A 23,928-nucleotide genomic window follows, 5' to 3' on the forward strand; every position below is an offset into this window, starting at 1 on the left:
CAGGATGCCCGTGGTTGGCTTCCAGCATGGCTCACGTGATGATCGTCGTCGGATCCGTTCGCCCTGGCCGCATCGGCCTACCGATCGCTGAGTGGGTGCGTTCGCGCGTCGAGGGCGCGGGGCACGACGTCGACTTCGTTGATCTGAAGGAGCTGGCTTTGCCGTTCCTCGACGAGCCGCATCACCCGATCAAGCGCGACTACCAGCACGCGCACACGCGCGCCTGGAGTGCCCGCGTCGAGGCGACCGATGCGCTGATCTTCGTGACACCCGAGTACAACCACAGCTACTCGCCGGCGCTGAAGAACGCCATCGACTATCTGTACACCGAGTGGCAGGGCCGGCCCGTCGGGTTCGTCAGCTACGGCGGCATGTCGGGCGGTTCGCGGGGTGTGACGGCGCTCGAGCCGGTGCTGTCGACGGTGGGTCTGGTGAAGATCCCGACGGAGGTGAACCTGCCGGGCGCGAGCAAGCAGGTGGGCGACGGCGGGTTTGCCGCCGACGACCGCCAGACGAGCAGCCTGGATGCGCTGGTCGCGCAGCTGGTCGCCTACGGCGAGGCGCTGCGACCCGTGCAGGCCCGCCGCTAGCTGCAGGCCCGCCGCTAGCTGATCGTCGCCACCGGCTCGGTGTCGGGTAGCGGCGAGGCGTCGCGCCCGCGCAGGTCGGGGTGCCACCGCACGAACAGTGCGCCGACGACGGTGGCGGCGAGCGCGAAGGCGATGGCCGTGTAGAAGCCGCCGACGGGGCCGAGGTCGTCGATGACGAAGCCGGCGATCGCGGAGCCGAGTGCCGCTCCGATGAGCTGCCCGGTGCCGAGCCAGCCGTACGCCTCGGCGGTCGCGCTGAACTTCACGCTGGCCGACACGATGGCGAACATCACGGCGAGCGCGGGCGCGATACCGATGCCGGCCACGATGAGGGCGATTGCGAGCCACCAGAACTCGAGGGCGAAGGGCGCCATGGCCATGCCGACGAAGATGATGAACAGGCGCCGGGTGAGGGCCCACGGGCCGATCGGCAGGTGCCCCATCGAGAGGCCTCCGACGAGTGAGGCGATGGCCCAGATGCCGAGAAGGAGTCCGGCTTCGGCTCCGCCCTCGCCGAAGACGGCAACGACGCCGACTTCGATGGCGGCGGCCGAGCCAATCATGAGGAAGCCGGTGATCGTGGCGAGCAACACGGCGCGGTTCTTCAGCACGACGCCGATGCGGTTCTTGCTCGGCGGGATGCGCACCTTGCCGACTTCGGGGCTCGAAATGAACCAGATGCCTCCGAGCACGAGGAAGCTGCCGGCGACCGCGATCGCCACAACGGGCGAGACCTGCAGGGCGAGGAACACGGTGACGACCGGGCCGCTGATCCAGATCAGCTCCTGTGCCGATGCATCGAGCGAGAACAGGGGAGTCAGCTGCTTCGACGTCACCATCTTTGGATAGATGGTGCGCACGGCCGGTTGAATCGGCGGGTTCGACAGACCCGTGATCAGGGCGACGAGCATGTAGCCCCAGAGGGGCAGGGGGGCAAAGGCGATGAGGGCGATGCCGGTGGCGCAAATGACGAGCGTCGTGATGAGAACCGGGCGCATCCCGAGTCTGCCCATCCAGCGGCTCGTGAGGGGGCCGGCGACTGCTTGCCCGACGCTCGTTGCGGCGAGCACGAGCCCCGCCGATCCGTACGAGTCGAAGATGCGCTCGATGTGAATGAGGAAGGCGAGCGAGAGCATGCCTGATGGCAGCCGCGCGACGAGCTGGGCGGAGATGATCCGCGCCACTCCACGGGTTTTCAACAGGTCGATGTAGCCGCTCACAAGAGGTCCAGCCTAGAGCCTCGGCGAGGGGCGAATTCTCGCGCCAGTTTTCGCGTTTTCCGCGCATCCCGTCCGCGTGTCGGAGGTGTCCGAGAAGCTGTGGATAAGCCCCACAAGTTATGCACACCTGTGGACGACACGCCCACTAGATGTAGGGGGTGATGTTTGTCAGTGCCCCGATATATAGTGGCCAGACCACGGCGCGGGGGCGCCGCGGTTGACCCGGTTTAACGGGCCGCAGACCCTCTCCACCACAGCCAGAAAACGCCGGACAACCGGCCCAACACATGACCCGCCGGGCGGGCCCGAATGGAGCACCAGTGAGCATCACGGTCGTGAAGCGCGACGGCAGCCGCGAGCCGTACGACGCGAACAAGATCAACCTCGCCATCGAGCACGCCGCCGAAGGTCTTGACCCGAACATCACGTGGGTCACCCAGATCGCCAGCGAGCTCGAGTTGACCCTGTTCGACGGCATCACGACCCAGCAGCTCGACGAGGCGGTGATCCAGGTCGCACTGCAGAACGTCAAAGATGACCCCGCGTTCGACCAGGTGGCCGCGCGACTGCTGCTCAAGACGATCTACAAGCGCGTCCTCGGTGACTACACCGACGCCGACGACCTGAAGCGCCTGCACCGCGAGCACTTCGCCGCGACGATTCGCCGCGGTGTCGACGAGGCGCTGCTCGACCCGCGCTTCACGACCGGGCTGTTCGACCTCGACGCTCTCGCCGACGCTCTCGAGCCGGCGAACGACGAGCTGCTCAAGTACATCGGCGTCGTCACGCTCAACAACCGCTACGGCATCAAGGCCCGCAACGGCGAGCCCCTGGAGGTTCCGCAGTACTTCTGGATGCGCGTGGCGATGGGCCTGTCGCTCAACGAGGCAAACCCCACCGAGCACGCCATCGCCTTCTACAAGAAGATGTCGTCGCTCGAGTACCTGGCGGCCGGCTCGACGCTGGTGAACGCCGGCACGAGCTACCCGCAGCTGTCGAACTGCTTCGTCATGGAGATGCACGACGACATCGAGCACATCGCCAAGAGCGTGCGCGACGTCATGTGGCTCACGAAGGGCACCGGCGGCATCGGCCTGTCGGTCACGAAGCTGCGCGCCCAGGGCTCGCCCATTCGCTCGAACAACACCACGTCGACGGGGCCGATCCCGTTCATGCACACGATCGACTCGGTGCTGCGCGCGGTCAGCCGAGGCGGCAAGAAGTTCGGTGCCCTGTGCTTCTACATGGAGAACTGGCACATGGACTTCCCCGAGTTCCTCGACCTGCGCCAGAACTCCGGTGACCCCTACCGCCGCACCCGCACGGCCAACACCGCCGTGTGGATCAGCGACGAGTTCATGAAGCGCGTGCAGAACGACGACGACTGGTACCTGTTCGACCCGCTCGAGGTCAGTGACCTGAACGAGCTCTACGGAAAAGAGTTCTCGACGCGCTACGCCGAGTACGTGGCGATGGCCGAGCGTGGCGAGATCAAGATGTTCAAGAAGATCGGCGCGCGCGAGCAGTTCAAGCAGATCCTCATCTCGCTGCAGTCCACCAGCCACCCGTGGCTGACGTGGAAGGACACGATCAACAACCGTGCCATCAACAACAACACGGGCACGATCCACCTCTCCAACCTCTGCACCGAGATCTGCCTGCCGCAAGACCGCGACAACATCTCGGTCTGCAACCTGGCCTCGATCAACCTGAGCCGTCACTTCGCCGACGGCAAGGTCGACTTCGCGAAGATCGAAGAGAGCGCCAAGCTTGCCGTGCGCCAGCTCGACAACCTCATCGACATCACGGTGTCGAGCGTCGACGAGGCCGACCACGCGAACACGACGAACCGTGCGATCGGCCTCGGCGTGATGGGCTTCACCGACCTGGTCGAGAAGCTCGGCTACTCGTACGACTCGGAGGAGGCGTTCGACCTGATCGACGAGATCATGGAGCACGTCTCGTACGCCGCCATCGAGGCCTCGGTCGAGCTCGCCAAGGAGCGCGGCGCCTACGACAACTTCGAGGGCAGCCGCTGGTCGCAGGGTCTCGTGCCCTTCGACACGATCGACCTCACCGAGGCCGACCGTGGCGTCGAGGTGCAGGTCAACCGCACCACCCGTCTCGACTGGGACGCCCTGCGCGAGAAGGTCAAGGGGGGCGTGCGCAACGCGACGCTCATGGCGATCGCGCCGACGGCATCCATTGGTCTGGTTGCGGGCACGACGCCGGGTCTTGACCCGCAGTTCTCGCAGATCTTCAGCCGCTCGACCAGCTCGGGCAAGTTCCTCGAGGTGAACCGCAACCTCGTCGACGCGCTGAAGGCCCAGGGCCTGTGGGAGCGTACCCGCGAGGCGATTCTGCGCAGCCAGGGCGACATTCAGGGCATCACCGAGATTCCCGAAGACGTTCGGGCGTCGTACAAGACCAGCTTCCAGCTGTCGCCGTACGCCTTCCTCGAGGTCGCGGCCCGCGCCCAGAAGTGGATCGACCAGGCCATCAGCCGCAACATGTACCTCGAGACGCGCGACATCGACGACATGGTCGACATCTACTCGGCCGCGTGGAAGAAGGGCGTCAAGACGACCTACTACCTGCACATGAAGCCGCGTCACACCGCCGAGCAGTCGACCGTCAAGGTCAACAAGTCGGAGGCGATCGGTGGCGGGCAGAAGAAGGGCTTCGGCGCCGCGAGCGGGTCGACCGCCGCCCCGAGCGCCGAGCCGGCCGCGGCTCCCGCGCCCGCGCGCAAGGGCTTCGGCTTCGGCGGCGTCGCGAAGGCGGGCGAGTAACCGTGGGCCCGCACGACACCGTCGACGGCTACGCCGTCCCGGTCGACCCGATGGACGACCTGTACTGCGACAGCTGCCAGTAACGACACCGTGACGATCCCCGGATGCGCGCCCCGCGCATCCGGGGACACCAGACCCCCCGATCATTTCTTTCCCGCACCGCACTCACAGAAGGAAGCGCACACCATGGGCATTCTCGGCACAGGAATTCAGGAGGGCCTCCTCCTGAAGCCCGTTACGTACAAGTGGGCGATGGACCTGTACGACCAGGCCGTTGCGAACACGTGGTTCCCCAACGAGGTTCAGCTTGGCGAAGACATCGCCGACTTCAAGAAGATGACCGACGAGGAGCGCCACGCGATCACGTTCCTCATGTCGTACTTCAACCCGAACGAGCTGCTCGTCAACAAGGCGCTCGCGTTCGGCGTCTACCCCTATGTCAAGGCTCCCGAGGCGCACCTGTACCTCGCGAAGCAGATGTGGGAGGAAGCCAACCACTGCATGAGCTTCGAGTACGTGCTCGAGACCTTCCCCATCGACCGCGCCGCCGCCTACGACAGCCACGTCGACGTGCCGTCGATGGCGCGCAAGGAGGAGTTCGAGGTCAAGTTCATCAAGCGCATGACCGAGGACACGCTCGACATCACGACGACCGAGGGCAAGCAGGACTTCATCCGCAACCTGGTCGCATACAACGTGATCCTCGAGGGCATCTGGTTCTACTCGGGCTTCATGGTGGCGCTGTCGTTCCGCCAGCGGAACCTCCTGCGCAACTTCGGCTCGCTCGTCGACTGGATCGTGCGCGATGAGTCGCTGCACCTGAAGTTCGGCATCAACCTGATCCTCACGGTGCTGGAGGAGAACCCCGACCTGCAGACGCCCGAGTTCGCCGCCGAGATCCGCCAGATGATCCTCGACGCGGTCGAGATGGAGGAGGCGTACAACCACGACCTCCTGCCGAACGGCATCCTCGGGCTCAACGCCAACTACATCAACCAGTACGTGAAGTACCTGGCCGACCGTCGCCTGGAGGAGCTCGGCTTCGAGCCCGAGTACAACGTGGCGAACCCGGCCAAGTGGATGGCGACGGCGAACGACACCCTGCAGCTCGTGAACTTCTTCGAGTCGGTCAACACCTCCTACGAGGTGAACTCGGGCTCGAGCTCGCGCAGCTAGTTCGGTGTCGTTGCTGTAGCGCTCGATCGAACCGCCCGTGTCTCAGCCGTGCGACCTCCTGTTCACGAACGGGGTCGTGTGGCGCGGCACGGGCGGTTCGTCGTTGCCGGAGCGCCTCGACGTCGCCGTCTCCGACGGCGTCATCGTCGCGGTGGATGCTGATCTCACGTCGCTGCGCGGCCCCGGCACCGAGGTTGTCGACCTGGCGGGCGGCCTGCTGCACGCCGGGTTTGTCGACGCGCACATCCACCCCATCCAGGGTGGGCTCGAGCGACTGTCGTGTGACCTGAGCGAGGGGTCATCGGTGTCGGAGTACCTCGACATCGTCGTGCGCTTTGCCGCGGCGAACCCGCCTCGCGGCTGCGACGCTTCGCGCGCCTGGATCACCGGCGGCGGGTGGGCGATGAGCGCCTTCCCGGGTGGCGCGCCCACGGCCGCACTACTCGACGAGGTCGAGCCGATCCGCCCGGTGTTTCTGTACAACCGCGACCACCACGGCGCGTGGGTCAACTCGGCGGCGCTCGCCCTCGCGGGCATCACGGCCGACACCGCCGACCCGGCCGACGGCCGCATCGAGCGCCTTCCCGATGGCTCGCCGTCGGGAACGCTGCATGAGGGGGCCGCGAAGCTGGTCGCGGCGGTGGCGCCCGCCCCGACGCCCGACGAGGAGTTCGCGGCGCTGCTGGAGGCGCAGCGTTACGCCGTGAGCCTCGGCATCACCGGGTGGCACGACGCGATCGTCGGCGACTACTTCGGCGCCTCGGACACCGCGCTTGTCTACCGCCGCGCGCTGGATGAAACCCGCCTACTCATTGACGTCACCGGTGCGCTGTGGTGGGACCGCGAGCGCGGGGTCGAGCAGGTGCCCGAGTTGGTCACTCGGCGTGAAGCGCTGGTCGATGCGTTGGGCACGGACGCCCGCTTCCGCCTGCCCGCGGTGAAGATCATGGCCGACGGTGTGGTCGAGAACGGCACGGCGTCGATGCTGGAGCCGTACGTGGGCGACGTGGCGAGCCCCGAGCATCCCCGCGGCATCGCCTTCGTCGGCGGGCAGGAGCTGCTCGACGCGATTGTCGCTCTCGACGCGGCGGGCTTCTCGGCCCACGTGCATGTGATCGGCGACCGCGCGGTCCGCGACGCCCTCGACGGCTTTGCGGCCGCGCGCGAGCGCAACGGCTGGAGCACCCCCGGCCGCCACCACCTCGCGCACGTGCAGTTCGTGCATCCCGACGATGTGGCGCGCTTCGCCGCGCTCGGCGTGACGGCGAACATGCAGGCGTTGTGGGCGTGCAACGAGCCGCAGATGCGCGAGCTGACGGTGCCGATCGTGGGGCCGCAGCGCGCCGCGACCCAGTACCCGTTCGCGTCGATCCTGCGTCAGAAACCGGTGGGCGCGCCGGTGTCCGCCGACCCGCGCTTGTGCGCCGGCAGCGACTGGCCGGTGTCGACCCCCGACCCGTGGCAGGCAATCCACGTGGCGGTGAATCGCACGCTGCCAGCGAATGACCCCGAGCACGACCCGGAGCCGCTGCTGCCGCACGAGGCGCTGACGCTGGCTGACGCCCTGCAGGCGTACACGGCCGGCTCCGCGTGGATCACGGGCCGCGGCCCCGCCGATCCGGTGGTGGATGCGCGTGGTCGCGTCGCGCGCGGCGCGGGCGTTATCGAGGTGGGCGCCGTCGCGGACCTCGCCGCGACCGACCGCGACCCGTTCTCGGCAGGCGCGGCGAGCATCCACGAAACCCGCAACGTCGGCACCTGGGTCGCCGGCCGCCGCGTGTTCGGCTGAGCGCACGGATAGGGTGGCGGCGTGGACGGCGCGCTGAACCCCGCACTCGCGCAGCGCCTCGTCGACCAGGTGGCGGCATCGGTCGCGCACAACGTCAACCTCATGGATGCCGACGGCGTGATCATCGCCTCGCTCGACCGGTCGCGCCTCGGCCTGACGCACTGGGCGGCGGCTCGCGCCGCCGCGGAGCGCGCCGCGGTCAGGGTGCACGGCGAGAACGCCCGCGACGGCGTGCGGCCCGGCGTGAACGCCCCGCTGATCGTCGATGGCGCCGTGCTTGGCGTGGTCGGCGTGACCGGCGACCCCGACGAGGTCGAGGAGGTCGCGACGCTGCTGTTGCTCGCGCTGCGGCTGATCCTCGACGCGGAGTCGGAACAGGATGCGCGCACCGCCCGCGACGCGATCGCGCGCGACGTCATCGCCGGGCTGGTTGCCGGCGCGCTCGGCCCGGCAGAACTGGCCGCCCGTTCCGCTGCGGCAGGGGGGATGCTCGACGCGCCTTTTCGCATCATCGTCGCGGTGGACCCGCGGCAGCTGGGCGCGGAGGCGTCGGGACCGGCCACCCCTCCCGCCGCTGCCGCGCGACTGATCCGTTCCGCGCGTGCGGTCGGCTCGGGCTTCAGCGTCGTCGACCTCGACGGGCTGTGGATCGTCGTCGGCGGCGCGACCGCGGACCGCATCGAGATGTTCCGCCACCGCGCACGTGAAGAAGGTGCGAGCATCCTCGATTCGGGCGAGCTGGCAAGCCTCGAGGCGCTCGGTGACGCCGCTCGTCGCCTGCGCGCGCTGCTTGCGGTTCCCGCCCTGATCCCACCGGGCGGCTCCAGCCTCGATGACCTGGAGTCGGAGGCGATCGTCGCAGGAATGACCTCGGCGGCACGCCGAGAGCTCGTCACACGCGTGCTCGGCGGCCTGTCGGCGAGTGACCGACACACACTCACCGCGCTGGCGGCGGCCGGCGGCTCAGTGTCGCGAGCGGCCGTTATGCTCGACCGCCACCGCAACACGGTCGCGGCGCGCGTGGACCGCATCCAGTCGCTCGGCGGATGGTCCGTCACCGAACCGGGTGCACTCGCGCGCATCACGCTCGCGCTTCTCGCCGAGCGGGCCGAGGACCATCCGTGACCACAAATGTGCACAGTGCACATTTATCCGCGAGAAATGCCGCGCTGAACTGCGCACTATGACGATGACACGGCCGGGCGGAGTTTCTACTGTCGAAGCGTGCTCACACCGTCGTCGGCATCGCCCCTTCGCATCCTGGTCGCGCCCGATTCATTCAAGGGCAGCCTGACCGCTGACGAGGCTGCGCGTCACATCGCGGCGGGCGTTGCCGCGGTACTCGGTTCGTCGGCGGACATCCGCACCCTCCCGGTCGCCGACGGCGGCGAGGGCACCCTCGAGATCCTGGTCGCCGCGACCGACGCCCACCTCGTCGACGTTCCCACCACCGACGCGCTCGGTCGCTCGCGCACCGGCCGGGTCGGCATCCTTCCCGGCGGACGCGCAATCGTCGAGGCCGCCGAGGCGAACGGGCTTCCCCACGTTGATGACCAGCCGCTGCGCGCCCGCGACGCCGACTCCGCCGGTGTCGGCGCGCTTGTGCGTGCGGCGCTCGATGCCGGTGCCGATGAGTTGGTCATCACCGTCGGCGGCTCCGCGACCACCGACGGCGGCGTCGGTATGCTGCGGGCGCTCGGCGCCCGTTTCCTGGATGCTCGGGGGCGCGAGCTCGCCGCCGGCGGCGGTCCGCTCGTCGAGCTCGCCACCGTCGACCTGAGCGGACTCGATAGCCGAGCACGCCACGCGCGATGGCGAATCGCCTGCGACGTTACGAACCCGCTCACGGGACCGGACGGCGCTGCGGCGGTCTTCGGTCCGCAGAAGGGCGCGAACCCGGCCGACGTCGCGGCCCTCGACCGCGGCCTCGACACCCTGGCGACGATCATCCTGCGAGAGACCGGCATCGACATGCGCTCCGTCGTCGGCGGCGGCGCCGCCGGGGGAATCCCCGCGCTGCTGCATGCCGTGGTCGGCGCCGAGCTTGAGCCCGGAATGGATCTCGTCGCAGAGGCGATCGGTCTCGCTGACGCGATTCGCGCATCCGATCTCGTCGTGACGGGGGAGGGGTCGCTGGACGCGCAGTCGCTGAGGGGGAAGGTGCCCGGCGCTATCGCCCAACTTGCGGGCGACGCCGGGGTGCCGGTCATCGCCATCGCGGGTCGCGTCACGCTGTCGCCGACGGAGCTCCGATCGGCGGGCATCACCGCCGCCGTGCCGATCGCACCGGGCGCCGCCACCATCGACGAGCTGCTCACCCGCGCGGGCGAGCTCGTTCGCGACGCCGCCGAACGGGCGGCGTCGCTCATCACCGTCGGGGCCTTCGTCGCCACGCGTTCGTCGCTGAGCGTCGCGGGGCACCCGCTGTCCGATTCCGCACCCGCGGGATCGCCACCCGAAGAACCATCAAAGGAGAAGGTTCATGATTGACGTCATCATCCTGCTGGTGCTCGTCGCCGCGATTGTCGTCGCGACGGCACGGTTCCGGCTTCATCCGTTCCTCGCGCTGCTCGGCGCCGCGTTCGTCGGCGCGTTCGCCTTGCGGCTCGCCCCCCTCGATGTTGTTCCGACCATCACGGAGGCGTTCGGGCGCACGCTCGGCAACATCGGCATCGTGATCGTCTTCGGCACGATCATCGGCGTCATCCTCGAACGTACCGGCGCCGCGATCGCAATGGCTGAGGCGATCCTCCGCGTGCTCGGCAAGAGGTTCCCTGGCCTCACGATGTCTCTCATCGGGTACATCGTGTCGATCCCCGTGTTCTGCGATTCGGGCTTCGTGATCCTCAATTCCCTGAAAAAGGCCGTGACCGTGCGCGCCGGCGCGAACCCCATCGTGATGACGATCGCGCTCATGACTGGTCTGTACGCGACGCACGTTTTCGTGCCGCCGACCCCCGGGCCGATCGCGGCAGCGAGCAACTACGGCGCCCTCGACCAGCTCGGCCTGATCATCGGACTCGGCCTCATCGTCGCCGCCGTCTCCGCGATCGCCGGACTCGCCTTCGCTCAGCTGTACCGCAACTCCGACATCCCGCTCCTCCCGGAGGAGTCGGAGGACGCCATCGCAGCGAACGCGTCGTGGGAGGAGCTGCGGGCCAGCTACGGAAAGCTGCCGAGCGCGTTCGTGTCGTTCCTGCCGATCCTTGTTCCGATCATCCTGATCTGCCTTGGCTCGGTCGCCGCCCTGCCGACCGCCCCCTTCGGCGAGGAGTCGCCGCTGACGATCACCTTCCGCCTGCTGGGCGCGCCCGCGGTTGCGCTGGCCGTCGGTGTCATCGTGGCGGCGCTCGCACTGCGCGGAGCGCGCCGCGAGAAGGATGCGTTCAGCGACCGCGTCGCGGAGGGCATCCGCGTGGCCGCGCCGATCCTCTTGATCACGGCCGCCGGTGCGAGCTTCGGCGCGGTGCTCGCCGCCTCCGACCTCGTCGACACCCTGGGCGCATCGCTCGCCAGCCTCGGCCTCGGCATCGCCGTGCCGTTCCTCGTGTCGGCGGCGCTGAAGTCGGCGCAGGGTTCGTCGACCGTGGCGCTCGTGACGACGTCGACGCTGCTGTTCCCGCTGCTCGGATCGCTCGGCCTCGACAGCCCGATCGGCGCCGTACTCGCGGTGCTTGCGACGGGTGCCGGCGCGATGGTTGTGTCGCACGCGAACGACAGCTTCTTCTGGGTCGTGTCGCAGCTGAGCCGCATCCCGGTTGCGACGGCCTACCGCACCTTGACGCCGGCGACGGCCGTGCAGGGCCTCGCGGGCTTCGCGGCGGTGTGGGTGCTGTCGCTGTTTCTCCTCTAGGGGGTGGGGGATGCTGTGGGCGCGGGTTCCGGGGACGGGCCCGCGCCCACAGAATGTGCCTTCCGCGGCACAGGCGCCATGAAGTAGCCGTGGCGCCGTATCCGCGGCTGTGTCAGACTTCACCCAAGGGTGAGCATCTGTCGCTCGGCCCATGACGAGGTGGGGTGGACCAGTTGAGTGTTGTCGCCGGGTGGACAGGGTTTTTGCTTCTGGGGGTCACGCTGCTCGTGGTCGTTGGCACGGTCGCAGTCGTCGTTGCCCTCGTCGTGTCGTCGCGACGTCGCCCCGGCGCTCAGGGATACGACGACCGCTATCCGCGCGAGGGCGGCCCTTCTGATGCCTGACCGCTTGACGCACGGACAGGCGCGCAACTAGCGCCCACGTCCGCGCCGTGAGGGGACCGCCTACCCCGCCAGCGCCTTGCGAACGCGCTGCACCGAGATCGGCCCGTGGGGCCCGAGCGGCTGGGCGAAAAGCGAGAGGCGTAGCTCCTCGAGCATCCAGCGCACCGAGACCAGCTCGGCGCGCGCGTCGGCGGGCAGCGGCAACGCCCCGCCCGACTGCTCGAAGAGGCGCTGCGCCGTCTCGAACTCGGTCTGACCGGCGCGGTCGCGGCCCGGGTTCTCGGCCAACTTCTCGACTCGGTGCGCGATGCCGCGCAGGTAAACCACGAGTCGCGGCAGGCGCTCGAGCCCCGTGCGGCCGATGAAGCCGTCGAACACCAGCTGGCTCAGCTGCGCGCGGCAGTCGGCCAGCGGCGCCATGAGCGACAGCGACGAGGTTCGGCTGATCGCCACGTCCGCCTCGCGGGCCGCCGCCAACACGGATGCCGCCGTCGCCACGATCCGGAACAGGCGATCCGGCAAACCCCGGTTCACCGCGTCGCGGACCGCCTCGAAATCGGCGTGCGTCCACGGCAGCTCGCTGCGCGCATCCATTTCGGCGTCGATGACGGCGCGCAGCGCGTCGTCGATGAGGGCCGCCGTCGACCGGTATGGGGAGGCGGCGAGCGACAGCTTCTCGGCGTGGGTCAGGTGCTCCTGCACGTAGCTCAGCGGCGACGGCACGGCCAGCTGCACGAGGCGCCGCACTCCCGCCCGGTGCGCCCGCAGCTGATCGTCGACCGAGACCTGCAGGCGCAGCGCGACGGCCGCCCCCTCGTCGACGAGTGCCGGGTAGCCGCGGATCGTCGTCTCGGCCCGACGAACCTCGACCTGGCGGGGCACGGTGCCGGCCTCGCCGACCGTGTCGTCCCACACGGTGATGCCTCCGCGCTCGATCGGCGCCCGGGCCGCCGCCGTCGCCACGCGCGCCACCGAGTCGCGGGTGCGGGTCTTCAGCTTCGCCTGCAGCGAGGCGAGGTCGGTGCCGCGGGCGAGACGCCGCCCGCGGTCGTCGACGACGGCGTAGCCCATGCGCAGGTGCGCCGGCAGACGCTCGAGGTCGAAGTCGTCCGGCTCGACCGGCGTGAACGTCTGCCGGCGGATCTCGCGCGCCAGAAACTCGGTGATGCGCAGCTCGCGCAGGTCGGCGCCGTCGGGCACCTCCGCCAGCAGCCGGGTCGCCCAGTCGGCCGCCGGCACAACGTTGCGCCGCACCGACTTCGGCAGGGTCTTGATGAGCGCGGTCACCAGCTCGTGGCGCAGGCCCGGCACGAGCCAGTCGAAGCCGGCGTCGTCGAGTCGGGGCAAGAGCGGCAGCGGCACAGTCACCGTGACCCCGTCGTCGGCGCTGCCCGGCTCGAAGCGGTAGCCGACGCTCAGCGTCTGATCGCCGAGCGTCAGCCGGGTCGGGTACGCGTCTTCGTCTCCCTGCGGCAGCTCCTCCGCGTCGACGAGGTCGGACCTCGACAGCGTGAGCAGATCCGGATGCTCGCGGCGCGCATCCCGCCACCACCGTTCGAAGCGGCGCACGTCGGTGACGTCCTCCGGCAGCCGCGCCTCGTAGAAGTCCACGAGCTTTTCGTCGTCGAGCAGGATGTCGCGGCGGCGCTGCCGCTCCTCGAGTTTTTCGAGTTCGCGCCGCAGCTGCGCGTTCGTGCGCAGGAAGGCTGTGAGGCGCTTGTCGAGGCGCGAGGTGTCCCACTCGCCCTCGACGAGGGCGTGGCGGATGAACAGCTCGCGGGCGAGCGGAGCGTCGATGCGGGCGAGCTGCGCGCGGCGGCGCGGCACGATCGGCACGCCGAACAGGGTCACCTTTTCGTCGACGACGGCCGAGCCCTGGCGCTTCTCCCACCGCGGCTCGCTGTACTGCCGCTTCACGAGGTGGGCAGCAAGCGGCTCGGCCCAGGCCGGGTCAATCTGCGCGACCGTGCGGGCGAACAGTCGGCTCGTCTCGACGAGCTCGGTGGCCATCACGGCGGCCGGCTGCTTCTTTGCGAGCCCCGAGCCGGGGAAGATCACGAAGCGCCGCTGCCGCGCGCCCAGGTATTCGCGGCCGCGGGCGGAGCGGCCGGGGGAGCGGCCGTCGCGCCCCTTGTTCGTCGAGGTGGGGCTGCCGGTGTCGCGGTCGTCCCGTAGGCCGATGTGGCTGAGCAGGCCCGACAGGAGGGCTCTGTGCACCATGTCGGCGTCGGCGGTATCCTGCATCGCACCGCCAGGGACGGAGCCCTTGGGAAGGAGTCGGCGCACCTGTCGCTCGACGTCTTGCCACTCGCGAATGCGCAGGTAGTTGAGGAACTCGCCGCGCACCTCGCGCCGGAACGCGTTGCCGCTGAGCTCCTTCTGCCGCCGCTGCAGGTGCTTCCAGAGGTTCAGCAGCGTGATGAAGTCGCTCGTCGGGTCCCGGAAGCGCGCGTGCAGCTGGTCGGCCTTCTCGCGGTGCTCGGCGGGTCGCTCGCGCGGGTCCTGGATGCTCAGCCCTGCCACGATCGCGATGACCTCGCGCGCGACGCCGAGTTTTTGCGCCTCGACGACCATGCGGGCGTAGCGCGGGTCGAGGGGCAGGGGCGCGATTGCCCGGCCGACGCGGGTGATGCGCAGCTCGTCCCCGCGCTTGTCGATCGCGCCGAGTTCCAGCAGCAGGTCGACGCCGTCCTTCACGCCGCGCTTGTCGGGCGGCTGCAGGAACGGAAAGCGCTCGATGTCGCCGAGCCCGAGCGAGATCATCTGCAGGATCACGGCGGCGAGGTTAGTGCGCAGAATCTCGGGGTCGGTGAACTCGGGCCGCTTCTCGTAGTCGAGCTGCGAGTACAGGCGAATAGCGATGCCGTCGCTCGTGCGCCCCGCGCGGCCCGAACGCTGGTTGGCGCTCGCCTGCGAGATCGGCTCGATCGGCAGGCGCTGCACCTTCGCCCGCGCCGAGTAGCGCGAGATGCGGGCGGTGCCGGTGTCGACGACGCTGCGAATGCCCGGCACCGTCAGGCTCGTCTCGGCGACGTTCGTCGCGAGCACGATGCGGCGACGGATGCCCGGGGCTGGCTTCTCGAAAACACGGTGCTGTTCGGCGGCCGACAACCGCCCGTAGAGCGGCAGCACTTCGGTGGCGGCGCCTCGCGTTCCGCGTTTCTGGAAGTGGCCGCGGAGCGCGTCTGCCGCATCCCGGATCTCGTTCTCGCCGCTGAAGAAGACGAGCACGTCGCCGTCGGTGTCGCGCTCGAGCTCGTCGACGGCAGCGATGACCCCCTCGATCATGTCGATCGCGTCGTCGGGGGTGCTGGGGGCGTCGGCGCCGTCGGAGTCGTCTCCGTCGTCGCCCGGCACGTCGGCATCGGGCACGAGCGGCCGGTACCGAATTTCGACCGGGTAGGTGCGCCCGCTCACCTCGATGATGGGCGCCGGGCTGCCGTCGCCTGCGGCGAAGTGCTTCGCGAAGCTCTCGGGGTCGATTGTCGCCGAGGTGATGACGAGCTTCAGCTCGGGGCGGCGGGGCAGCAGCTGCTTGAGGTAGCCGAGCAGGAAGTCGATGGTGAGCGAGCGCTCGTGCGCCTCGTCGATGATGATCGCGTCGTAGCGGTTCAGCTCGCGGTCTCCGCGCAGGGCCGCGAGCAGGATGCCATCGGTCATGAGCGTGAGGCGCGTCGCGTCGGTGACCTCGTCGGTGAACCGCACCTTGTAGCCGACGGTGTCGCCGACCCGGGTGCCGAGCTCCTCGGCGACGCGCTCGGCAATCGTGCGGGCGGCAATACGGCGTGGCTGCGTGTGCGCGATGCGCTCGTAGCCGAGCTCGAGCAGCATCTTCGGTAGCTGGGTCGTCTTGCCCGAGCCGGTCTCGCCGGCGACGATCACGACCTGGTTGTCGCGTAAGGCTTCGAGAATGTCGTCGCGCCGCTGCGACACCGGCAGATCCGGTGGGTAGTGGATGCGCGGGTCGGCTCCCGGCGCGGCGGCGGCAATCATCAGCCCTCCAGTCTATGGCGCGGCGCCTGCGCGGCCCGCGCGGGGGCGGTCGGTGACGCAACTGAGGCGATGAGCAGACCACGGCATCAGCGTCCATGCACGTCCCGCGTTGCCCCACGCGTCGCCCTCGCGCGTCGCCTTCGTCCTTCGTGTCGAAAACGACACCTCGTATGTCCACGGTTGTACGACGTGTCCGAAACGGTAAGACCAGGTTTGCCCCGGGTGACGAGAACGTTCGCGCCTCCCAGCTCAGCCCGCGTGACATCGGTCATGAGCGCGATCCGCATTGGCGCGAGAGCGACCCTGACCACTGCTGGTGTATACGGAAAAGCCTTGCCCTGGTGTAGATGTCGACCCAGACAGCATTTATGTATACATTAGAAGCATGGCGCAGGAGAGTGGTACGGCAGCGGATCGCGCCTACGCGACCCTGCGCGCCGCCATCATCGACGGTGAGCTCGCCCCCGGCAGCTCGCTCGCCGAGGTTGACCAGGCCCAGCGCCTCGGCATGAGTCGCACTCCCGTGCGCGAGGCCTTCGCCCGCCTCATCGACGACGGCCTCGCTACCGAGCTCGGCCCCCGCACGCTCGTCGTCAGCAGCATTGATGCCGACGACGTCACCGCCCTCTTCGACCTGCGCCGCGCCCTCGACGAGCAGGCCGCTCGCCTCGCCGCCGCCCGCGCCACCCCCGAGCAGCGCGAACGGTTCCGTACCCTCGCCGAGCGATTCGACATTGTCACCGCCTCTTCTCTTGCTGACGACGACGCCGGGCGCCACGGCTACTACGCCCTCGTGGCCGAGTTCGACAACGCGATCGACCACGCGCTCGGCCGCAGCCGCCACCTCGCCTCCGCACTTGTGCGGGTGCGCACCCACCTCGCGCGCGTGCGCCGCCTCGCGCACGACGACGATGCGCGACTCGTCGCATCCGCCTCAGAACACGGCGCCATCGCCGCAGCCATCGCCGACGGCGACGCGGAACGGGCCGCCCACGCAACGCACCTGCACCTGCACAACGCGCTCACGAGCATCCACGCCCACCTGAAAGGGAGCACCCCATGACGACCACGCACACCGTGCGCACCTACAAGAGCAGCGAGCCGCTCGCCGCCTCCGAGCAGCTCGCCGGCAAGCTCGCCGCTCTCGCCGCCGAGCAGGACCGCCCGCTCGACGACGCGGCCGTCGACATGGTCATCAACCGCGTGATCGACAACGCCGCCGTCGCCACCGCGAGCCTCGGCCGCGCCCCCGTCGTTAGCGCCCGCGGGCAGGCCGAAAACCACCCGTACACGCCCGGCGCCACCGTCTTCGGGCTGCCGGCAACGCAGACGGTGAGCCCCGAATGGGCCGCCTGGGCGAACGGCGTGGCCGTGCGCGAGCTCGACTACCACGACACCTTCCTGGCCGCCGACTACTCGCATCCGGGCGACAACATCCCGCCGATCCTCGCCGTCGCCCAGCACGCCGGCGCCACCGGCGAGCAGCTGCTCAAAGGCCTGCTCACCGGCTACGAAATCCAGATCGACCTCGTGAAGGCCATCTGCCTGCACGAGCACAAGATCGACCACGTCGCCCACCTCGGCCCGAGCGCCGCGGCTGGCATCGGCACCCTGTTGAAGCTCGACCAGAGCACGATCTTCCAGGCCATCGGCCAGGCCCTGCATACCACCACCGCCACGCGCCAGTCGCGCAAGGGCGAGATCTCGACCTGGAAGGCGCACGCCCCCGCCTTCGCCGGCAAGATGGCCGTCGAAGCCGTCGACCGGGCCCTGCGCGGCCAGACCAGCCCCAGCCCCATCTACGAGGGCGAAGACGGCGTCATCGCCTGGCTGCTCAGCGGCCCGACCGCCCGCTACGAGGTGCCGCTGCCCGACAGCGGCGAGCCGCTCACCGGCATCCTCGACAGCTACACGAAGGAGCATTCGGCCGAGTACCAGGCGCAGGCGTGGATCGACCTCGCCCGCCGCCTCGGCACCGAGCGCCCCGAACTGCGCGACCCCGCGAACATCGCGCGCATCGTGCTGCACACGAGCCACCACACGCACTACGTCATCGGCTCGGGAGCGAACGACCCGCAGAAGTATGACCCGACGGCCAGCCGCGAGACGCTCGACCACTCGATTCCCTACATCGTCGCCGTCGCCCTGCAGGACGGCCGCTGGCACCACGTTGACTCGTACGCCCCCGAGCGCGCCGCCCGCCCCGACACCGTCGAACTGTGGCACAAGATCACGACGGTCGAAGACGCCGAGTGGACCCGCCGCTACCACTCGCTCGACCTCGCCGAAAAGGCCTTCGGCGGTCGCATCGAGATCGAACTCACCAGCGGCGAGACAGTGATCGACGAGATCGCCGTCGCCGACGCGCACCCGCTCGGCGCCCGCCCCTTCGGCCGCGCCGAATACGAGAACAAGCTGCGCACTCTCGCCGACGGCGTGCTCGCCGACGACGAGGTCGACCGCTTCCTCGCGCTCGCCGCTCGCCTGCCCGAGCTCACCCCCGACGAACTCACCGGGCTCACGGTCACGCCCATCGCGCCGGTGCCCGCCGCCCCGAAGGGACTCTTCTAATGCTGTCGACATCGACGACTCCCACCGAGCGCCGGCGAGCGTTCCGCGCGGGATTGCAGAGCGAGCGCCTGCAGGTCTTTCCGGGCGCGTTCACGCCCCTGAGCATCCGCCTGATTCAGGAGAAGGGCTTCGACGGCGCCTACATCTCGGGTGCGGTCATGGCCGCCGAGCTCGGCCTGCCCGACATCGGGCTGACGACGCTCACCGAGGTCGCGCAGCGCGCCCACCAGATCAGCCGCATGAGCGACCTGCCGACCCTCGTCGACGCCGACACGGGCTTCGGCGAGCCGATGAATGTCGCGCGCACGGTTCATGAGCTCGAAGACGCGGGCGTCGCGGGCCTGCACCTCGAAGACCAGGTCAACCCCAAGCGCTGCGGGCACCTGGATGGCAAATCGGTCGTGGATGCGGACACCGCGATCAAGAGAATCCGCGCGGCCGTCGACGCCCGCCGCGACCCCGAGCTCGTCATCATGGCGCGCACCGACATCCGCGGCGTCGAAGGGATGGACGCGGCGATTGACCGCGCAAAGGCCCTGGCCGACGCCGGCGCTGACGCGATCTTCCCCGAAGCGATGGCGACCCTCGACGAGTTCGCCGCGATGCGGCGCGCGGTCGACGTGCCGATCCTCGCTAACATGACCGAGTTCGGCAAGAGCGCGCTGTTCACCCACGCGCAGCTCGCCGACGTCGGTGTGAACATGGTGATCCATCCCGTGTCGCTTCTGCGCGTGGCGTTCGGCGCCATCGAGCGGGCGCTCGACACACTGCACGCCGACGGCACCCTCGACGCCGAGGTCGATGGCATGCAGACTCGAGGCAGGCTCTACGAGCTGCTCGACTACGAGGCGTACAACGCCTTCGACGCGGGCATCTTCACCTACACCGGCCGCTGACCGCCACACCGAGAGCGACCCCGAGCGAAGGAGCACGGCATGAGCGACACGAACGCACCCGACATCAAGAAGGGCCTCGCCGGCGTCGTCGTCGACGAGACCGCGATCAGCAAGGTCAACCCCGAGACCAATTCGCTGCTCTACCGGGGCTATCCGGTGCAGCAACTCGCGGCGCAGTGCACGTTCGAGGAGGTCGCGTACCTGCTCTGGCACGGTGAACTGCCTACCGACCAGCAGCTGGCCGAATTCGAGGAGCACGAGCGGGCTCACCGCCACCTCGACCGGGTCGTGAAGGAGGCGATCGACGCGCTTCCGCTCACCGCGCATCCCATGGATGTCGTGCGCACCGCGATCAGCGTGCTCGGCGCGCTCGACGAGACGCTGTCGAGCGACCGCACCTGGATCGACCGCGACTTCACGCTGCAACGATCGATGCGGATGTTCGCACAGCTCCCGGCGATCGTCGCCTACGCGCAGCGCCGCCGCCGCCACCAGCACCCGGTCGAGCCGCGCGACGACCTCGGCTATTCGGCGAACTTCCTGCACATGGTGTTCGGCGAGGTGCCCGAGCAGGTCGTCGTCGACGCGTTTGACACCTCAATGACGCTGTACGCCGAGCACTCGTTCAACGCGTCGACGTTCACGGCGCGCGTCATCACCTCGACGCTCAGCGACGTGTACTCGGCGGTGACCGGGGCGATCGGCGCGCTGAAGGGCCCGCTGCACGGCGGCGCCAACGAGGCCGTCATGCACGTGTTCGCCGAAATCGGATCCGCCGATCGTGCCGAGGCGTGGCTCGATGAGGCGCTCGCCGAGAAGCGCAAGATCATGGGGTTCGGGCACCGCGTGTACAAGAACGGCGACTCGCGGGTGCCGACCATGAAGGCGTCGCTCGAGACGCTGGTGGCGCACTACGACCGCGCCGACATGATGGAGCTGTACGACGCGCTCGAGCAGGCCATGGATGCGCGCAAGGGCATCAAACCGAACCTCGACTACCCGTCGGGCCCGGCCTACCACCTGATGGGCTTCGACACGGAGGTCTTCACGCCGCTGTTTGTGGCCGCGCGGGTGACCGGCTGGACGGCCCACGTGATGGAGCAGCTGAGCGCGAACGCGCTGATCCGCCCGCTGAGCGTCTACACGGGGTCTGATCAGCGCGACGTCCCAGCGGGCTGAGAGCCGCATGGGTGAGGATGGGAGCATGACTGACGCGATCCCTACGCCGCACTTGACCCTGAACGACGGAAACCGCATCCCGCAGATGGGGTTGGGGGTTTTCCTCGTCGAGCCCGACGAGGCTGAGCGCATCGTCTCCGACGCGTTCGAGGTCGGCTACCGGCACATCGACACGGCGCGCATTTACAAGAACGAGGAGGGCGTCGGTCGGGCCATCGCGTCGTCGGGCATCGCCCGGGATGAGCTCTACATCACCACGAAGCTGTGGAACAGCGACCAGGGAGCCGACACCGCCCGGCCCGCGCTCGAGGCCAGCCTCGAGCGGCTGGGCCTCGACTACGTCGACCTGTACCTCATCCACTGGCCGGCGCCGAAGTACGGCAAGCACGTCGAGTCGTGGGAGGCGCTTATCGCGCTGAAGGAGGCGGGCCTCGCCAAGTCGATCGGAGTCTCAAACTTCATGCAGTCGCACCTGGAAGACATCGACAGGGCCACCGGGGTCATTCCGGTCGTCAATCAGATCGAGTTGCACCCGGCGTTCCAGCAGCGCGAACTGCGCGCCTTCCAGGAGCCGCGCGGCACCCTCACCGAGGCGTGGGGGCCGCTCGGCCAGGGCAAGTACGAACTCGCCGAGCTCGCCGGCCTTGCCGAGATCGCCGAACGTCACGGCAAGAGCGTGCAGCAGATCGCGATTCGCTGGCACATCCAGGAGGGCATCATCGTCTTCCCGAAGACCACGAAGCGCGAGCGTATGGTCGAGAACGCCGACGTGTTCGACTTCGAACTCTCGGCCGACGAGATGGCGACGATCGCGGCGGCCGACCAGGGCCTGCGCGTCGGCGCACACCCCGAGAACACCGACTTCTAGGGTCGCAGCGTCCGCTGCGTCCGCTGCGTCCGCTGCGCTATGGCCCTAGGGCCGGCTGAGCCCCGGCGTCCTGGCCGCCCGCGCCGTCGGTGAGGCAGGGCGCACGCGCCGCGCGTGCGGGGGTGCCCGCCCCTTCCGTGAGGCACGGCGAACGCTGCCGCGCGCGTGCAACGTTGCACGTGCGCGGCGTTCTTCGGCGTGCTCTCTGACCGTTGGGGTCGCCGTCAAACTCCTCGACGGCGGTTCGCCCCCAGTCGTGCTGTTCGCGACACGTCGCACACTCCCAGGAGTGCGACGTGTCGCAAGCAGTAAGGCGGGACGCGTCAGCTAGCCCTGACGGTTGCGGGTTGCGGGTTGCGGGTTGCGGGTTGCGGGTTGCGGGTCGCGGGTCGCGGCTCGCGGGCCGCGAACCCCCTACCGCGCCTGCCGCTTCGACGAGATGACCCCGGTGTCGAAGCCCATCAGGTGCAGCCCGCCGTGGAACCGGGCGTGCTCAACCTTGATGCAGCGGTCCATGACGACGGTGAGCCCCTTCGACTCACCGTAGTAGGCGGCCTCTTCGTTCCAGATGCCGAGCTGCACCCACACGGTGGGGGCGCCCACGGCGATCGCGTCGTCCATGACCGACGGGATGTCGCTCGCCCGACGGAACACGTCGACGATGTCGGGCACTTCCGGCAGCGACTGCAGGTCCGGGTAGGCCGGCTGCCCGAGAATCTCGGTCGCGTTCGGGTTGACGAAGTAGACGCGGTACGGGCTCGACTGCTTCAGGTACGTTCCGACGAAGTACGACGAGCGGGCCGGGTTCGGTGACGCACCAACGATGGCGACGCTCTTGGCGTTCCGCAGTATCGCGAGACGTTCCTTGGCCGATGGGCCGACCCAGGTGCGCTGCGACCTCCACAGCTTCGCGAGCGGCGAGTCGGCGGGCAGTGAGCAGGTCAGGCCGTTGGCCAGGGTGACGGTTTCGGTCGCCTCGGCGTTCGCGGTCGGGATGCTCGTTTCGCTCAATGCTCGCCCCTTACGCAGTCGCGGCGCTGAGCGCCTGGTCGAGGTCGTAGATGATGTCGTCGACATCTTCGATGCCGACCGACAGGCGCACAAGCCCCGGCCCGATGCCCGAGTCAGCAAGCTGCTGCTCGGTGAGCTGCGCGTGGGTCGTCGACGCCGGGTGGATGATCAGCGTCTTTGCATCGCCGATGTTCGCCAGGTGACTGGCGAGCTGCACGTTCTCGATGAGCTTCTCGCCGACCGCGCGGCCCCCGCGAACGTCGAATGAGAACACCGAGCTGGGGCCCGCGGGCGTGTACTTCGCGGCGCGGTCGTGGTGGCGGTGCGACGGGAGGCCGGCCCAGCGGACGGTCTCGACCCGCGCATCCTGTTCGAGCCATTCGGCGACCGCGCGCGCGTTGTCGACGTGTGCCTGCATGCGGTACGGCAGGGTTTCGACGCCCTGCGCGAGCAGGAACGCCGAGTGGGGTGCGAGCGACGGCCCGATGTCGCGCAGTTGCTCGGCGCGCAGGCGGGTGAGGAAGGCGTACTCACCGAAGTTGCCGTACCAGGTCAGCCCGCCGTAGTGCGGCACGGTCTCTTCGAACAGCGGGAAGTTGTGGTTCGACCAGTCGAAGCGCCCCGACTCGACGACGACGCCGCCGAGGGTCGTGCCGTGCCCGCCCAAGAACTTCGTCGCGGAGTGCGTGACCACGTCGGCGCCCCACTCGATCGGGCGGCACAGGTACGGGGTCGCGATGGTCGAGTCGACGATAAACGGAATCTCGTGCGCGCGCGCCACGTCGGCGAGCGCCTCGAGGTCGGCGATGTCGCCCGACGGGTTCGCGATCGTCTCGGCGAAGAGCACCTTCGTGCGGCCCGGGATGATCGCGGCGGCATAGTCGTCGGCCTGGTCGCTGGCGACGAAGGTCGTCTCGACCCCGAACCGGCGCAGCGTCACGTCGAGCTGCGTGATCGACCCGCCGTAGAGGTTCGACGAGGCGACCACGTGGTCGCCGGCGCCGACGAGTGAGGCGAAGGTGATGAACTGCGCGCTCAGTCCACTCGCGGTGGCGACGGCGCCGAGGCCGCCTTCGAGGCTCGCGATGCGCTCCTCGAAGCTCGCCACGGTCGGGTTCGCGAGGCGCGAGTAGATGTTGCCGTACTTCTGCAGGGCGAAGCGCGCGGCGGCATCCTGCGCGTCGTCGAACACGAACGCGCTCGACTGGTAGATCGGCAGGGCGCGGGCACCCGTCGCCGAGTCGGGAACGTTGCCCGCGTGCAGGGCACGCGTGCGGAAGCCATAATCGCGGTCGGCCATCTCGCCACCGTAACCGAGTGACGCGACGTGCCCTGTGCATCCCCGTCACATTTCGTAAGCGCCCGCGGCCCCCGCCCGGGCCCACATACCCACGCTCGCCAGCACCCCCCGCCTCCGGCCGGGGATCAGCGCATCGTGGTCGGCCCGTCAGTGGAGATTCTTCGAGCCGACCGAGGGCCGCTGAAGGGCGACTCTCGCGTGACGTTTCTCAGGAATTCAGGTGCTCGAGACCGATGACTCCCGCGGGTTTTCCGGCAACCCGTACCTCTACTCCTGAGAAACGTTACGCAGGCCGCGAGCATCGTAGGGCGGCAGGGCGCGCGGGCGCGCGGGGCTCGGCCACGCG

17 protein-coding genes are annotated in these 23,928 nt (G+C 69.1%); 13 read left to right on the plus strand and 4 right to left on the minus strand.

The features are described 5' to 3' along the window. Positions 1-26: 26 nt before the first annotated feature. Positions 27-590, plus strand: coding sequence for an NADPH-dependent FMN reductase (locus ACK4SC_RS10400; RefSeq protein WP_409617708.1), 564 nt, complete (start codon positions 27-29; stop codon positions 588-590). A gap of 14 nt (positions 591-604) precedes the next feature. Here ACK4SC_RS10400 and ACK4SC_RS10405 read toward each other — a convergent pair whose 3' ends face one another. Beyond that, a complete protein-coding gene (locus ACK4SC_RS10405) occupies positions 605-1,810 on the minus strand; it encodes an MFS transporter (protein WP_409617710.1) in 1,206 nt (401 codons plus the stop codon). 320 nt (positions 1,811-2,130) lie between these two features. Here ACK4SC_RS10405 and ACK4SC_RS10410 point away from each other — a divergent pair, with 320 nt between their 5' ends. The 7 genes from ACK4SC_RS10410 (at position 2,131) to ACK4SC_RS10440 (ending at position 11,764) form a co-directional block, all read left to right on the plus strand. Continuing rightward, on the plus strand, positions 2,131-4,602 hold the full coding sequence (locus tag ACK4SC_RS10410) for a ribonucleoside-diphosphate reductase subunit alpha (protein ID WP_409617712.1): 2,472 nt from the start codon (positions 2,131-2,133) through the stop codon (positions 4,600-4,602). Between the two features lie 186 nt (positions 4,603-4,788). Then, a complete protein-coding gene (locus ACK4SC_RS10415; protein ID WP_409617714.1) occupies positions 4,789-5,778 on the plus strand; it encodes a ribonucleotide-diphosphate reductase subunit beta in 990 nt (329 codons plus the stop codon). Positions 5,779-5,815: 37 nt separating this feature from the next. Next, positions 5,816-7,567, plus strand: coding sequence for an amidohydrolase (locus tag ACK4SC_RS10420; protein WP_409617716.1), 1,752 nt, complete (start codon positions 5,816-5,818; stop codon positions 7,565-7,567). 21 nt (positions 7,568-7,588) lie between these two features. Then, positions 7,589-8,692, plus strand: coding sequence for a sugar diacid recognition domain-containing protein (locus tag ACK4SC_RS10425; RefSeq protein WP_409617718.1), 1,104 nt, complete (start codon positions 7,589-7,591; stop codon positions 8,690-8,692). Positions 8,693-8,791: 99 nt separating this feature from the next. Then, positions 8,792-10,057, plus strand: a complete 1,266-nt coding sequence (locus tag ACK4SC_RS10430; RefSeq protein WP_409617720.1) for a glycerate kinase — start codon at positions 8,792-8,794, stop codon at positions 10,055-10,057. Beyond that, on the plus strand, positions 10,050-11,420 hold the full coding sequence (locus ACK4SC_RS10435) for a GntP family permease (protein WP_409617722.1): 1,371 nt from the start codon (positions 10,050-10,052) through the stop codon (positions 11,418-11,420). The genes ACK4SC_RS10430 and ACK4SC_RS10435 overlap by 8 nt, the downstream gene beginning before the upstream one ends. A gap of 164 nt (positions 11,421-11,584) precedes the next feature. Further along, on the plus strand, positions 11,585-11,764 hold the full coding sequence (locus ACK4SC_RS10440; RefSeq protein WP_409617723.1) for a hypothetical protein: 180 nt from the start codon (positions 11,585-11,587) through the stop codon (positions 11,762-11,764). Between the two features lie 60 nt (positions 11,765-11,824). Here ACK4SC_RS10440 and hrpA read toward each other — a convergent pair whose 3' ends face one another. Next, a complete protein-coding gene (hrpA, locus tag ACK4SC_RS10445; protein ID WP_409617725.1) occupies positions 11,825-15,757 on the minus strand; it encodes an ATP-dependent RNA helicase HrpA in 3,933 nt (1,310 codons plus the stop codon). Positions 15,758-16,142: 385 nt separating this feature from the next. Here hrpA and ACK4SC_RS10450 point away from each other — a divergent pair, with 385 nt between their 5' ends. From ACK4SC_RS10450 to ACK4SC_RS10470, 5 genes are read left to right on the plus strand one after another with little or no spacing between them, the layout of a single operon-like run. Further along, positions 16,143-16,820: a GntR family transcriptional regulator gene (locus ACK4SC_RS10450; RefSeq protein ID WP_409617727.1), complete on the plus strand. Its 678-nt coding sequence runs from the start codon at positions 16,143-16,145 to the stop codon at positions 16,818-16,820. Beyond that, positions 16,817-18,328 carry an MmgE/PrpD family protein gene (locus ACK4SC_RS10455; RefSeq protein ID WP_409617729.1) on the plus strand — a complete coding sequence of 504 codons (1,512 nt, stop codon included), beginning with the start codon at positions 16,817-16,819 and terminating at the stop codon, positions 18,326-18,328. Before ACK4SC_RS10450 ends, ACK4SC_RS10455 begins: the two co-directional genes overlap by 4 nt. Beyond that, positions 18,328-19,224 carry a methylisocitrate lyase gene (prpB, locus tag ACK4SC_RS10460; protein ID WP_409617731.1) on the plus strand — a complete coding sequence of 299 codons (897 nt, stop codon included), beginning with the start codon at positions 18,328-18,330 and terminating at the stop codon, positions 19,222-19,224. Before ACK4SC_RS10455 ends, prpB begins: the two co-directional genes overlap by 1 nt. A gap of 39 nt (positions 19,225-19,263) precedes the next feature. Continuing rightward, complete coding sequence (locus ACK4SC_RS10465; RefSeq protein WP_409617733.1) at positions 19,264-20,403, plus strand: bifunctional 2-methylcitrate synthase/citrate synthase; 1,140 nt, start codon at positions 19,264-19,266, stop codon at positions 20,401-20,403. A 25-nt stretch (positions 20,404-20,428) separates the two neighbouring features. After that, positions 20,429-21,271 carry an aldo/keto reductase gene (locus tag ACK4SC_RS10470; protein ID WP_409617735.1) on the plus strand — a complete coding sequence of 281 codons (843 nt, stop codon included), beginning with the start codon at positions 20,429-20,431 and terminating at the stop codon, positions 21,269-21,271. A gap of 414 nt (positions 21,272-21,685) precedes the next feature. Here ACK4SC_RS10470 and ACK4SC_RS10475 read toward each other — a convergent pair whose 3' ends face one another. After that, the gene (locus ACK4SC_RS10475; protein ID WP_409617784.1) at positions 21,686-22,216 is read right to left on the minus strand and encodes a CoA-binding protein; all 531 of its coding nucleotides are present in this window, start codon (positions 22,214-22,216) and stop codon (positions 21,686-21,688) included. Positions 22,217-22,292: 76 nt separating this feature from the next. Beyond that, positions 22,293-23,582 carry an O-acetylhomoserine aminocarboxypropyltransferase/cysteine synthase family protein gene (locus ACK4SC_RS10480; protein ID WP_409617737.1) on the minus strand — a complete coding sequence of 430 codons (1,290 nt, stop codon included), beginning with the start codon at positions 23,580-23,582 and terminating at the stop codon, positions 22,293-22,295. Between the last annotated feature and the right edge of the window lie 346 nt (positions 23,583-23,928).

Source organism: Microcella sp. (assembly GCF_046293215.1).
Taxonomy (GTDB): domain Bacteria; phylum Actinomycetota; class Actinomycetes; order Actinomycetales; family Microbacteriaceae; genus Microcella.